A 12,860-nucleotide genomic window follows, 5' to 3' on the forward strand; every position below is an offset into this window, starting at 1 on the left:
GGCCACATGGCGATCGCCCAGGTCCGGCCCCGGCACATCCGCGACCTGATGACCGCGATCGGCAACAAGACCAGCGAGGCGCCCAAGTGCAAGGGCGAGCGGCTGGCGCCGCGGACCGTGCTGCACGTGTTCTCGACCCTGCGCCTGATGTTCAAGGGCGCGGTCATCGACGAGCACATCGACGCCAGCCCCGTGGTGGTCGAGGCCGGCACCCTGCCCGCCAACGTCGACAAGGATCCCGAGTGGCGGTCCACCGCGATCTTCGAGCGCGACGAGCTGATCGCGATCGTCTCCGACCCGCGGATCGCCGAGTACCGCCGCGTGTTCTACGCGCTCGAAGGCGTCGCCGGCGTCCGCCACAGCGAGGCCGCGGCCCTGCGCTGGCGCGACTACAACCCGAGCTGTGCGCCCCTGGGCAAGCTGCTGATCGCGCGGTCGGGCGAGAAGCAGCGGACCAAGACCAAGGTCACCCGGGAGATCCCGGTCCATCCGTCGCTGGCGCTCATCCTCGACGCCTGGAAGGCCGAGGGCTGGGCCGCGAAGTACGGCCGCACGCCGACCGCCGACGACCTGGTGCTGCCGACCGAGCGCAACACGATCCGGAAGCCGGCCGACACGCTGAAGGTCTTCCACCGCGACCTGGCGCTCATCGGCCTGCGCGTGCGGCGCGGCCACGACCTGCGCCGGACCTTCGTGACGCTCGCCCGCGTGGATGGCGGCCGGTCGGAGGTGCTGCGCCCGCTCACCCACCCCGGCGAGAACGACATCATCGGGCTCTACACCACGTTCCCTGGCCGGTGGTCTGCGCCGAGCTGGCGAAGCTCCAGCTTCCCCTGCCCGCGCCGGCGCCGCCGGTGCGCGCGCCCGCAGCGCGCGCAGCCGAACAAATCGTCGACGGTGGCGGGGCGAGCTACGCTCCGAGCTACACCGCGAGCTACAGCGGCGACTGTAGCCCGGGAATCATGAACGCCATCAACGACATGCAGAGCGACACGGGCGAAGGCCAACGGTTTCGTAAACCGTAGGTCCGCGGATCATCCCCGCGCATCGGCTCCAAGAAATCGCCGGATCTGCCCCGCCCGCGCGGGACGATCCTCGGTCGCCCTCTGCCGGCCGCCGCTTCCCCGCTCACCGCTCGGTGATCGACGGGAACGCTGGGCCGGGGTGGGCGAAGTAGTAGCCCTGGACGAGGTCGAAGCCGACGTCGGTGAGCAGCTCGACCTCGTCGGCGGTCTCGGCGCCCTTGGCGACGGTCGTGATGCCGGCGCGCCGACACGAGGCGACGAGCGACGCGAGGCCGGGGCGGCGGAGCGCCGCGGTCCGGACCAGCGCCAGGTCGATCTTGGCGATGTCGGGCTGGAGCTGCGCGAGGCACGCGCGGCCGAGCGAGCCCTCGGACAGCCCGTCGACCGCGATCCGGTAGCCGGCCGCGCGCAGCTCCCGCACGGCGGCCTGGAGGTCGGGGCCGAGCGCCAGCGACTCCCGCTCGGGCACCTCGAGCACGACCCGCGCCGCGTGCGCGCGCATCGGCTCGGTGGTCGCGCACAGCGCCGCGGCGCGCAGCTCGCTGGCGTGGACGTTGACGAAGATGACCTCACGTCGATCGGGGTGCAGCGCGAGCGCGTGGGCGATCGCGGTCCGGACGCTGACCCCGAGCGCGCCGACCTCGTCCAGCGCCTCGGCGGCGGTCAGCACCTTCGGCGGGGTCGACAGCAGCGGGTCGTCGGACCGCAGCAGCGCCTCGAACCCGAACGTAGAGTGGTCGTGGCTGCGCACGATCGGCTGGAACGCGACGCCGAGGCTGGCCATCGCGGCGTCGAAGTGTCGGCGGGTCTCCTCGAGGTCAGCCGCCAGGTCGGGGGTGCCGAGCGCGGCGGTGCGTGGCCGGCGCGGCCCGCGCGCGCCACGGTCCGGAGCGGTCGCGTCGACGCAGGCGACCGCCCCATCCCTGACCGGCGCGGGCGCCGCCGTGATCGTCGGCGCGGGGGCGCCGGCGCGCGCCTCGAAGTTCGGCAGCAGCTGCCCGAGCGCCGTGGTCCGCAGGCGGCGCGGCGGCGCGGTGGCGCTGGCCGCGACCGCCGCGACCCGCGCGAGGACCAGCTCGGGCTCGACCGGCTTGTGCAGCACCTCGATGACGCCGTCGGCGACCAGCTGGCGCGCGGCCGCGTCGACGGCGCCGCCGGTGAGGACGATGATCCGCCGCGCCAGGTCCGGACGGTCGCGCTGCAGGTTCGCGACGAACTCGGCGCCGGAACCATCGGGCAACGTCAGATCGCACAGGATCGCGACCGGCTCGGGCCCCGCCGCGAGCGCGGCGCGCGCGTCCGCGAGCGTTTCCACCAGCTCGACCTCGTAGCCGCCGAGCCGGACCAGGGTGCGGCGGAGCGCGACGCCGATCAGCTGTTCGTCCTCGATCAGCAGCACCGGCCCGCCTGGCGAGGGCACCGACCCGGGGGGCGGCGGTGGCGCGACCGGGCGCGGCGGCGCCAGCGTGCCGCCGGCCTGGGCCCGGCTCAGCGCGGCGCGCGCGGCGCGGAGCAGGCTCGCGGACGAGTAGGGCTTCCACAGCAGCGTCAGGTGTTCGACGTCGGCGGTGGGCGCGGCGCGCCCGTCGAGGTAGCCCGAGGTCAGGAGCACCGCCACGCCCGGGATCCGGCGCTGCGCGTGGCTCACGACCGCGTAGCCGCCCGACCTCGGCATGACGACGTCGGTGAAGACCAGGTCGACCTCGCGGCCGGGCTCGTCGAGCCAGCGGATCGCGTCGTCGCCGTCCGCCGCCTGGCTCACGCGATAGCCCGCCGACTTGAGGATGCGCACCGCGGCCCGGCGCAGGGCGGCGTCGTCCTCGACGACCAGCACGTGCTCGTGCTGACCGCGGACCCGGTCGACGACCATCGCCGCGACGTCCTCGACCGGCAGGTCGCACACCGGCAGCTCGATCACGAAGGTCGAGCCGCGCCCCGGCGCGGTGTCGATGCGGATCGTCCCGCCGGCGTCGTGGACGATCGCCGCGCACGTCGTGAGCCCGAGGCCGGTGCCCTGCCCGACCCCCTTGGTCGTGTAGAACGGCTCGAAGATCCGGGCCGCGACCTCGGCGTCCATGCCGGTGCCGGTGTCGCCGACCAGGATCCGGACGAACCGGCCGGCGTCGAAGTTGCCCGAGGGCTCGGCCGGGTGCGCGATCGTGATCCTCAGCTCGCCGCCGCGCGGCATCGCGTCGCGGGCGTTGACGGCGAGGTTCATCACCACCTGGTCGACCTGGACCGGATCCAGGAACACGACCGCCGCGCGCGGGCTCAGCGTCACCACCAGCTCGATGTTCTCGCCGACCGTGCGCTTGAGCATCTTGGTCAGCGCGGCGAGCGAGGTGTTGACGTCGAGCGCGCGCTTCACCTGTGGCTGCTGGCGCGAGAACACCAGCAGCTGCCGGATCAGCTCGACGCCCTTGTTCGCGGCCCGGAGCACCTCGTCGAGATCCCGCCGGGCGTCGCCCTCGGCCAGCTCGGCGTGGACGAAGCCGGCGAACGACAGGATCACCGCCAGCAGGTTGTTGAAGTCGTGGGCGATGCCGCCGGTGAGCTGTCCGACCGCGTCCATCTTGTCGACCTGGAGCAGCTTGCGCTCGAGCTCCTTGGCGTCCGAGATGTCGAGCGCGAAGCCGAGGATCAGCGTCGAGCCGTCGGGGTTGGGCCGGGTCGTGATGCCCGACTGCAGGTGCAAGACCGTGCCGTTGGGGCGCACCCATCGGTACTGCTCGAGCCATTGGGCCGAGCCGGCGGCGCTCGCGTCGACGGTGCGCAACCCCGGCAGGTCCTCGGGGTGGACGCGCGCGGTCCAGCCAGCCGCGTCGGCGAGCTCGTCGGCCGAGACCCCGAGGACCCGCTCGGCGTTGGCGCTGACCCACCGGATCGCGAACGCGCCGGCGTCGATGGTGGCCTGCCACAGCACCAGCGGGAGCGCCGAGCTGAGCAGGCGCAGCCGCTCGGCCTGCTCGGCCGACTCCCACTGCGCGCGCTTGGCCGCGGTCACGTCGACGTGGGTGACGACGACCCGGGCTGGGCCGTCGCCGGCGCAGCGCCGGACCCGACACGCGAACCACCGGAGCTCGCCGGCGGCGGCGGCGTGGTACTCGACCTCGGCGACGGCCGCCGCCCCCGCGAGCGCCTGCTCGATGGCCGCGGCGAGCGGCGGTCCGCCCGCGGTCGCCGCGCAGGCCGCCAGGTAGTCCGCGCCCTCGCCGCCCCGGGCCAGCGACGCCCCGGACGCGGCGTGGTCGCGCCAGGCCTGGCTGACGGCGACGAGCGCGCCGTCCTCGTCGAGGATCGCCACCGGATCGGTCAGGCTGTCGAGGAGCAGCTGGCACAGGTGGCGGCCGCGGTCATCGGCCGCCACGACCGCGGGGCGACGCGCCCGCGCGCCCAGCAGCCGCAGCCGCGCGCCCAGCTCGAGCGGATCGACCGGCGCGGCCAGGAGGTCGACGGCGCCGCGATCGAGCGCCGCGGCCCGCAGCGCCTGGTCATCACGCCCCGCGACCACCATCACCGGCCGGCCCAACGCGACCAGCAGGCCGAGGACCTCGAGGCCGTCGGTGCCGGCGGCGCGCAGGTCCAGGATCACCACATCGGCGTCGGCGGCCAGCGCCAGCGCGTGGGCCCGGCCGGCCGCCACCACCGGGACATGGCCTGCGCGCGCGATCAGGCCGCCGAGCCCCGCCCCGTCGGCTCGGCGTCATCGACGATCAGAACTTTCAAGCCAGACGCCATTGGCGAACCACATCCCCCGCTTCCATCAATGTTAGCATACCGTGAGACGTACGGCCGGTGCACCTGGTCGTCTGGAAGATCATGGGCCACCGATCGATGTCCGAGGAGCACGCGCGGATCCTGGCGGTGGGCGACGAACCGGTCGCCCGTGCGGCGGTGATCGCGGCGCTCGCCGGCCACGACGTGGTCGCGGCCGAGGACGCCGCCGCGGCCGGCGCGCGGATCGAGGCCGGCGGGATCGAGCTGGTGGTGCTGACCGGCCCCGACGCCAGCGGCGCGCCGTGCCGCGAGCTCAAGCGCCAGCACGGCGACGGGTTCTTGCCGGTGCTGATCGTGACCGCGGCCGACGCCGACGCCCGCGACCGCGCGTTCGAGCTCGGCGCGGACGATGTCGTCACGGCGCCGCCCGACGTGCGCGAGCTGCGCCGCCGGGTCGAGGCGCTGGTGCGTCGGCAGCGGCAGGAGGCCCAGCCCGGGCCCAGCTCGGCGAGGCCCGGCAGCTGCGCCAGGTGCAGGACGAGCTCGCGCGCCGCCTCGTCCACGATCTGCGCGGACCGGTGGCGGGGCTCGATGGGTTCTTGCGGTTGCTCCAGCGCGACCCTGAGGACGCCGAGGCCTTCGCGATGATCGACCAGGCGTTACGGGCGACCCACGACCTGGGGAACCAGGTCGAGGACCTGGTCAGGATCCGCCAGCTCGAGGACGGCGCGCTCACGCCGACCCGGGGACCGGTCGCCCTGCGCGCGCTGGTCGACGGCGCGCTCGCGGCGCTGGCGAACGAGGCCGCGCACCGGCACTTGACCCTGGCCGTGGTCGGGGACGACCTCGAGCTCAGCGCCGACCCGCTGCTGCTCGGCCGCGCGCTCGAGCGCGCGATCGCGCGGACCGTCCGCGCCGCGCCGCGCCGCAGCGAGGTGACCGTGACCATCGGGCGCGACGCGGCGGCGGCGGTGATCCAGATCGCCGATCGCGGCGACGCCATCGCCGCTGATCAGCTCGCGGCGCTGGTCGAGCCCCACGCCGGCGGTGGCCGGTTCGGGCTGTACCTGCCCGCGCTGGTGGTCCGGCTGCACGGCGGCGCGATCGCCGCCGCTGCGCGCGCCGACGGCGGCACGACCATCACGCTGACCCTGCCCGTGAGCGTCTGACATGGACCGACCACGCACCCTGCTGATCGTGGACGACGAGGCGTCGATCACCCGGGCCCTGGCCCGCGTGCTCGCGGCACCCGGGCGCCGGGTCCTGACCGCGCAAGCACCGGCCGACGCGCTCGCGATCGTCGACCGCGAGCCGATCGACGTCGTGATCAGCGACAAGGACATGCCGGAGATGACCGGGCTGGCCCTGCTGGCGGCGATCCGCGCCCGCCAGCCCCTCGCGATCCGGATGATGCTCACCGGCCGCGCGACCCTCGACTCGGCGCTGGCCGCGATCAACGACCAGGGCGTGTTCCGGTACCTGACCAAGCCCTGGGACGAGGTCGAGCTCCGCGCGGCCGTGACCGCGGCGCTGGAGCGACTCGACGCCCACCGCGCGGAGCTGGAGGCGCGCGCGATCGCGGCGCGCCGCGACGCGGCGATGGCCGACCTGGCCGCGATCGATCCGCGCCTGCTCGAGGTCGCGCCCGATCGGCACCCGCTGACGCGGTCGCCGCTCAGCGTCGGGATCGAGGCGGCGGTCGATCGGATCCGGGTCGACGGCCCCGCGGCGCGCGACGCCGACGCCGAGCTCGCGCCCCTGCTCGCCGCGTGCGATCCGAGCGCGCTGGCCGACGCCCTGGTGCGCATCCCGGTCCACGCCCCGACCCTGGGGCTGTTGCTGGCGCCGACCGAGCACGGCATCCGCGCGTCGCTCGAGGTCGGCGCGTACGTGCGCCCGCTCTGCACGTTGCCGGCGACGCTGGGCCGCGCGGTCAGCGGCCGCCTGGCGGTGCTGGCCCGGGTCGACCTGGGCCGGGACGGCGAGCAGTACGGCCTGGTCCACCTCAGCGCCGACGACGTCGACGCGGACGTGATGCTCGCGTACGACCCGAGCGCGCACGGCGCCCGGCTCGAGCTCCGGCGCCTGGCCAGCGGTCCCGACGACGGCCCGGCGGAGCGGCGCGACGATCTGGGCGGGCGCTACCGCCTCCTCGACGAGCTCGGCGACGGCGCCACGGCGATCGTCTACCGCGCGCTGCACCTCGCGCTCGACCGCGAGGTCGCGCTCAAGCTGCTGCGGCCGACCGAGGCCCGCGATCCGCGCGCCGTGGCGCGGTTCCTGCGCGAGGCCCGGGTCGCGTCGCGGTTCCGCCACGCCAACGTCATCGAGATCCTCGACTACGGCCAGCTGCCCGACGGACGCCCCGTTCCTGGCGATGGAGCTGTCGCCGTGGCCGACCCTCGACCGGCGGCTCGCCGACGGACCGCTGCCGATCGACGACGCGGTCGAGATCACGCGCCAGCTCGCCGCGGGCCTGGGCGCCGCCCACGCGGCCGGCGTCGTGCACCGCGATCTGAAGCCCGCGAACGTGTTCGTGAGCGACGCCCTGCAGGTCAAGATCGGCGACTTCGGCGCCGCCAAAGCTGGTGGGCAGCCCCGGGCCTGACCCAGGAGGGCTGGACGGTCGGCACGCCGCTGTACATGGCGCCGGAGCAAATCGTCGACGGTCCCAGCGACCACCGGCTCGATCTGTACGCGCTGGGCTGTATCCTGTTCGAGATGCTCACCGGCCACCCGCCGTACCAGGCCCCACGGTCCGCGAGCTCCTGACCCGCCACCTCTCGGCGCCGCTGCCGGCGCTGACCGACGACGCGCCGCCGGCGCTGGCCGCGGTCGTGCGCAAGGCGCTGGCCAAGGCGCCCGACGATCGCCACCAGAGCGCCGCCGAGCTCGCCGCCGGCCTCGCCGCGGCGCTGCGCACGCGCGGCGGCGGTGGCTGGCGCCGGTGGCTCCCCCGCAAGCCGACCAACGGCGAGTGATCACAGCCATGCCAAAGACCAGAGGCGCCAACCATCGCAAGAACCTCGGCCGGGGTCCTCGTCGCCGATGACGATCCGGTGCTGTGCGCGCTGTGCAGGCCACGTTGTAGGCCGAGGGGTGGGAGGTCCTGGTCGCCGCCGACGGCGACGAGGCCGCCGGATCTTCGACCGGTCCCACGGACGCTCGACTGCGTCGTGTCGGACGTCAACATGCCCGGCTTCAGCGGGCTCGAGCTGCTCGACCGCATCCGCGCGCGCGACGAGGACATCCCGGTCGTGCTCGTCACCGGCGACCCCTCGCTGTACACCGCGATGGTGGCGCTCAACCACGGCGCGGTCTCGTACCTGACCAAGCCGTTCGATCGACGCGCTGGCCGAGGCGGTGGCCCGGGCCGCCCGGCGCCACGGGATGGCCCGCATGCAGCGCAAGGCGGTGGCCCTGCTCGGCGAGCTCGGCAGCCCGGCGGGCGTCGAGGACCGCGCCGATCTGGAGGCGCGCTTCGGCAACGCGATCACCCGCCTGTGGATGGCGTTCCAGCCGATCGTCGAGGTGGGCGGCGGCCGCGTCGTCGCCTACGAGGCCCTGCTGCGCACCGAGGAGGCGTCGCTGCGCCGCCCCGATGTGTTCCTCGGCGTCGCCGAGCGCCTCGGCCGGATCCAGGAGGTCGGCCGCCTGGTGCGGGCGTCGGTCGCGCGCGCCGCCGCCGACGCGCCGGCGGGCGCCGAGCTGTTCGTCAACCTGCACGGCCTCGAGCTCAACGACGAGGAGCTCTACTCGCCGTCGTCGCCGCTGACGCAGATCGCCGACCGGGTCATCCCCGAGATCACCGAGCGGGTCGCGCTCGATCGCGTCGCCGACGTCACGACCCGCGTGGCGATGCTCCGTCGCCTCGGCTTCCGGATCGCCGTCGACGACCTCGGCGCCGGCTACGCCGGGCTGGCCTCGCTCGCGGCGCTCGAGCCCGGCGTCGTCAAGCTCGACATCTCGCTGGTCCGCGGCATCGACGCGCACCCCCGCAAGCGCAGGGTCGTCGGCGCGATGGCGACGATGTGCCGCGAGCTCGGCAGCCGCGTCGTCGCCGAGGGCGTCGAGACCGAGGCCGAGCGCGCCACGATCGCCGACCTCGGCGTCCCGCCCCTCCAGGGCTACCTGTTCGCGCGCCCGGGGCCGGGGTTCCCGGCCATCGCCGTGCGCGGGCCGGGCTGACCGCGCGGGCGGCCTCGGTGGCGCACGTGCCGCGTCGCGCCGCGGCCGCCGCGCGTCAGTCGTCGCGGTCGGGCGCACCGCAGCGACCGGCCGCGGGCCCCGGCGGCGCCTCCAGGCGCGCGCCACACGACGTTGTCGGAGCGGACGCCGGCCGGGCCGCGCAGCTCACGCGCGGCCGCGGGCAGCGGCCCGCGCCAGACCTCGGCGCCATCGATCGTGACCGCGAGCGTGTCGCCGTCGATGGCCGCGGCCAGGACCCCGGCGGCGCCCGGCGTCAGCGCCGGCGCGGGCACGCGGGGCGACCTCGTCGTAGCCGCGCGCACGCCGCACGCGCGGTGGACGTGCTGGCCGGGGTTGCGCTTGACCGAGACCACCAGCTCGGCGGTCGGCGCCACCCGCCACATCACGTAGATCAGGTTGCAGCCGTCCTCGGCGCGCAGCTTGAGCCCGAGCTGCTGGCGGATCGAGCCCGAGGCCAGGGCCGCGGTGCGCGGTCGGGCCGCGGTAGGTGAACGCGAGCGTGGCGCGATCGCCGACGGTCGCGGGCGCGACCGCGCGGAAGGTCGGGTCGGCGATCTCCGCGGCGCCGTCGATCAGCTCGGCCTGGCCGCGGGTGACGCACCACGCGCCCGGTCCGGCCGCGGGCGCCCGCGCGCCCTGCCCCGCCGGCTCGGCGTTGCCGCGACCGCACGCGGCGATGAGCCCGAGCAGCGCCAGGGCTCATGGCGCCGCCGACCCGGAGGATCGATCGCAGCGCGGCGACGTGCGCGACCAGGTACGCGTGCTCGGCGCGGACCCGGACCAGATCGAACCAGACGGTCTGGGCGACGCGCCGGCCGGCGTCGCCGCCGACGCCGCGGACCTGCTGGTACTGGCGCTCGAGCTCGTCGACCAGCGCGGCGCTGTCGGTCGCGCGGGCGGCCTCGGCCGTCAGCTCGGCCGCGAGGCGGGCGCGGTTGCCGGCGCCGCCGGGGGCGCGCTCGGTCAGGCGTCGACGCCCGGCCGCGGCGTCGCGGTTAGCGACCAGCTGCCAGACCACGCCGACGTTGACCGACGCCGACACCACCGCGAAGTACGGGCTGTCGTCGGCGCGCCCGGCCAGCGAGTCGTAGCCGGCGCGGACGGTCAGATCGAAGGCGCGCGCGACCCGCAGCGCGGCCTCACGGCGCTCGACGTCGGCGTCGGCGCGCTGGTAGCGGGCCAGCGCGCCGGGCAGCGGCCCGGCGTCGGCGCTCGGCAGGCGCGCGCGCTCGGCGGCGGTCGCGTCGGCGAGGGCCCGCAGGTCCGCGACCCGCAGCCGCAACGCGGTCAGCTCCGGGCTCGTGGCCCGGCGCGCGGCGACGTCCTCGACCGCGCGCGCGACCAGCGCGTCGGTCTCAGCGAGCGCGGCCGTCAACACCTCGGCCCGGGCCGCGAGCGCCTGAGCGCGGGCGACGTCGCCCAACGCCTGCCCGGCGGCGTGGCGGCGACAGTCGGCGTCGGCGCGCGCCCGCGTGAGCAGCCCCTCGACCGCGCCGCTGACCCGGTAGGCCACGCCGACGGTCGTGCGGGTGGCGTTGGCGGTCGGATCGGGCGCGGCGGTGGTCGCCGGCGCCTCGACGTAGCCGTACGAGCCGAACACCGACGGCGCCAGCCCCAGCGCCGCGTCCGCCGCGGCGACCGCGCGCGCGTGCTGGCAATACCCGTCGTCGTCGGCGCGGGCCGCGTCGGCCCGCGAGCCCCAGCGCCAGCGCGCCCGCCAGCGCGATCCGGACGATCACAGCCATAGCGGCTTGCCACCCACGAACAGCACGTCCTCGCGCGCGCCCGCGCCGTCGATCTGGATCTCGACCAGCTGGCCCCGCAGGGTCTGATCGCGGTGCGGGTGCTTGCCGGTGACCTCGCCCGGCAGGATCGCCAGCACCTTGCCGGCGCGGCTGCACACGATCATCGAGCCTGCACCGGTACAGGCCCGCGCCGACGGAGACGTTGTGGAGGTTGTCGTAGGGCACGAACGCGACCTCGGCGTGATCGGCCAGCGCGCGCAGGTACGGCGTACCGCGCAGGTCGGCGAGCACCGCGTCCTGGCGCTCGAGGCTGGCCTTGACCACCTCGCGCTCCTCGATCGCGCGGGCGGTGTCGAGCCGCGAGCGGTCGTACTCGGCCTTGATCCGCAGCACCTCGTACGACAGCACCTGATCGCCGCCGCGCTCGGAGACGATGGCCTCGAGCGAGGCCGCCTCGGCCGCGAGCGCCGCGGCCCGGGTCTCGAACTCGGCCTGGCGCTCGGCCAGCGTCAACGTCGAGCTGGTGATCTGCGCCACCTGGAACCGGCCCGACAGCATGTCGGCGCGATCGATCAGCCGGCCGAGTACTCTGGGCCATGCGCCGCTGCGACGCCGAGGCGTAGGCCTGGTTCGAGCGCTGGATGCGCGCGCGGGCGCCGGCGTAGTCGCGCGCCAGCGCCCGGACCCGGCCGAGCGCCGCGGTGCGACCCTCGAGGTCGGCGCGGATCGCCCGGGCGAACTCGAGCTGGTAGGTCTGCTCGACCGCGATCGACCGGTCGGCGTGGCGGAGCTGCGCGGCGAGCTGGTCGCGGCTGGTCTCGTGCTCGCTGACCTGGGCCTGCAGCGCCAGCACCCGCTCGTCGGTCGCCGACACCACGGTCGGGCGCACCCAGCTGTCGCTGACCACGTAGAACGCGCTGGTGGCGAGGTAGCCGACCAGGACGATGACGATCACCGTCAGCACGATGAAGCCGAGCAGGCGATACGCCGACACCAGCCACTTCGCCGACGTCTTCGACAGCTCGGCCGGGCGACCGAGGCCCAGCTTCTCGAAGACGTGCCAGCGATCGGGCGCGGCGACCGGCGGCGCGTACGCGTGCGCGGAGCCGGAGCCGGAGCCGGAGCCGGAGCCGCGACCGGAGCCGGAGCCGCGACCGGAGCCGGAGCCGCGACCGGCGCCGGCACCGGCGCCGGGACCGGAGCCGCTACCGGAGCTGGGCGCGCCAGCGCGTTCGCGCCGTGCACGGTCGGCGCGAGCGCCTGGGACGCGACCGGCGCCGGCATTCGTGCCGCGGCGGCGGCGGCGTGGGCTCCGCGCCGTGGCGTCGGCGCGCGGCGACGCGAGCGCCGCCGGCTGCGCGCGATCCCAGCCGGCCGCCAGGGTCGACGAGGTGAGCGCGCGCGAGCGTAGCGCTTCCGCGTGGACGCGGCGTCGCGCGGCGGCACGAACGGGATGACGTTGGTCGGAGAGCGATCGTCGCCCGCGGGCATCACGCCGACGGGTGTCGTGGGCCCCATCCCAGTCGGGCTCGGAACTGCGCCGTCGGCCTGGCGACGCGCGGAGGCTGGCGAGGGCGCGGCGACGCGCGGACGGGCGGGCGACGGAGCGGTGCGCAACTTGGGTTCGGGTATTAGCACATAGCGCAGCGGCGACGCGACGAATTGCAAGAAGGTCGCCATCGGCGCCGCGCGGCGATCGCGCGCGCAATCCACGCGTGCGCACCAGCGCAACGTTCGTGCGATGCGGACGTGTGGGCATCGGCCCCGCTGCTGGGAAGCCGCGGGACCCCGATCGTCTGCGCAAGCGCCGATCGCGCGGACCACGCGACACCACACGCGCACGCGCGCGGCACCGGACTTGTTGTAGCGACCGACGCGCGTTGGCGCGACCGATGCGTCGACCTCACCGCTCTACCTGTTCATCTTCATCGTGTTCTTGAACCGCTACGTGTTGGGTTTCTACCTTCACCAGCGTGCGCGGCCGCCGTTTCTACGAGACGATCACCGGCTACGCGAGCTGACGATCACTGCCGAAAGCCGCTGTTCAACGAGGGGCCGCCCGATCTACGACACGATCGTCAGCCTGGTCGGGCTCGGAGTACCCGGCCGCGAAGCTGAGGATCACCGTCGTCGACGACTGCTCGACCGACGACTCTGTATGAGT

The 12,860-nt window shown here is 75.2% G+C and carries 11 protein-coding genes and 1 pseudogene; 8 read left to right on the forward strand and 4 right to left on the reverse strand.

All coding sequences use genetic code 11. The features are described from left to right. Positions 1 to 966 (forward strand): hypothetical protein (locus IPL61_38500; GenBank protein ID MBK9037075.1); only part of this gene is annotated, 966 nt, incomplete at its 5' end. A 162-nt stretch (positions 967 to 1,128) separates the two neighbouring features. On the opposite strand, the gene IPL61_38505 is transcribed toward IPL61_38500, so the two are convergent. Further along, the gene (locus tag IPL61_38505) at positions 1,129 to 4,671 is read right to left on the reverse strand and encodes a response regulator (protein MBK9037076.1); all 3,543 of its coding nucleotides are present in this window, start codon (positions 4,669 to 4,671) and stop codon (positions 1,129 to 1,131) included. A 149-nt stretch (positions 4,672 to 4,820) separates the two neighbouring features. Between IPL61_38505 and IPL61_38510 the strand changes: the two genes are divergently transcribed. The 6 genes and pseudogenes from IPL61_38510 (at position 4,821) to IPL61_38535 (ending at position 8,930) form a co-directional block, all read left to right on the forward strand. After that, positions 4,821 to 5,390 (forward strand): response regulator transcription factor, encoded by a 570-nt coding sequence (locus tag IPL61_38510; protein ID MBK9037077.1) that lies wholly within the window; start codon positions 4,821 to 4,823, stop codon positions 5,388 to 5,390. Then, entirely contained in the window at positions 5,273 to 5,911 is a 639-nt protein-coding gene (locus IPL61_38515; GenBank protein MBK9037078.1) for a HAMP domain-containing histidine kinase, read from the forward strand. Before IPL61_38510 ends, IPL61_38515 begins: the two co-directional genes overlap by 118 nt. A 1-nt stretch (position 5,912) precedes the next feature. Next, positions 5,913 to 7,514: a response regulator gene (locus IPL61_38520; GenBank protein MBK9037079.1), complete on the forward strand. Its 1,602-nt coding sequence runs from the start codon at positions 5,913 to 5,915 to the stop codon at positions 7,512 to 7,514. Between the two features lie 65 nt (positions 7,515 to 7,579). Further along, a complete protein-coding gene (locus tag IPL61_38525; GenBank protein ID MBK9037080.1) occupies positions 7,580 to 7,723 on the forward strand; it encodes a hypothetical protein in 144 nt (47 codons plus the stop codon). A 33-nt stretch (positions 7,724 to 7,756) separates the two neighbouring features. Next, a pseudogene (locus tag IPL61_38530) lies at positions 7,757 to 8,092 on the forward strand (response regulator). 49 nt (positions 8,093 to 8,141) lie between these two features. Then, complete coding sequence (locus IPL61_38535; protein ID MBK9037081.1) at positions 8,142 to 8,930, forward strand: EAL domain-containing protein; 789 nt, start codon at positions 8,142 to 8,144, stop codon at positions 8,928 to 8,930. Here IPL61_38535 and IPL61_38540 read toward each other — a convergent pair. From IPL61_38540 to IPL61_38550, 3 genes are all read right to left on the reverse strand, one after another. Next, positions 8,870 to 9,337 carry a hypothetical protein gene (locus IPL61_38540; GenBank protein ID MBK9037082.1) on the reverse strand — a complete coding sequence of 156 codons (468 nt, stop codon included), beginning with the start codon at positions 9,335 to 9,337 and terminating at the stop codon, positions 8,870 to 8,872. The two genes, IPL61_38535 and IPL61_38540, sit on opposite strands and share 61 nt — an antisense overlap. Positions 9,338 to 9,342: 5 nt before the next feature. Next, a complete protein-coding gene (locus IPL61_38545) occupies positions 9,343 to 10,551 on the reverse strand; it encodes a hypothetical protein (GenBank protein MBK9037083.1) in 1,209 nt (402 codons plus the stop codon). Between the two features lie 135 nt (positions 10,552 to 10,686). Further along, entirely contained in the window at positions 10,687 to 10,860 is a 174-nt protein-coding gene (locus IPL61_38550; GenBank protein ID MBK9037084.1) for a hypothetical protein, read from the reverse strand. A gap of 269 nt (positions 10,861 to 11,129) precedes the next feature. Between IPL61_38550 and IPL61_38555 the strand changes: the two genes are divergently transcribed. Next, complete coding sequence (locus IPL61_38555) at positions 11,130 to 12,107, forward strand: hypothetical protein (GenBank protein MBK9037085.1); 978 nt, start codon at positions 11,130 to 11,132, stop codon at positions 12,105 to 12,107. The last annotated feature ends 753 nt before the right edge of the window (positions 12,108 to 12,860 follow it).

The sequence above is a fragment of the Myxococcales bacterium genome, from assembly GCA_016717005.1.
Classification (GTDB): Bacteria; Myxococcota_A; Polyangia; order Haliangiales; family Haliangiaceae; genus UBA2376.

What these genes read in the sequence shown, in the direction of transcription:
- IPL61_38520 (MBK9037079.1), top strand. Translation starts at nt 5,913, where the DNA reads ATGGACCGACCACGCACCCTGCTGATCGTGGACGACGAGGCGTCGATC.
- IPL61_38535 (MBK9037081.1), top strand. Translation starts at nt 8,142, where the DNA reads ATGCAGCGCAAGGCGGTGGCCCTGCTCGGCGAGCTCGGCAGCCCGGCG.
- IPL61_38550 (MBK9037084.1), bottom strand. Translation starts at nt 10,860, where the DNA reads ATGATCGTGTGCAGCCGCGCCGGCAAGGTGCTGGCGATCCTGCCGGGC.
- IPL61_38555 (MBK9037085.1), top strand. Translation starts at nt 11,130, where the DNA reads ATGGCCTCGAGCGAGGCCGCCTCGGCCGCGAGCGCCGCGGCCCGGGTC.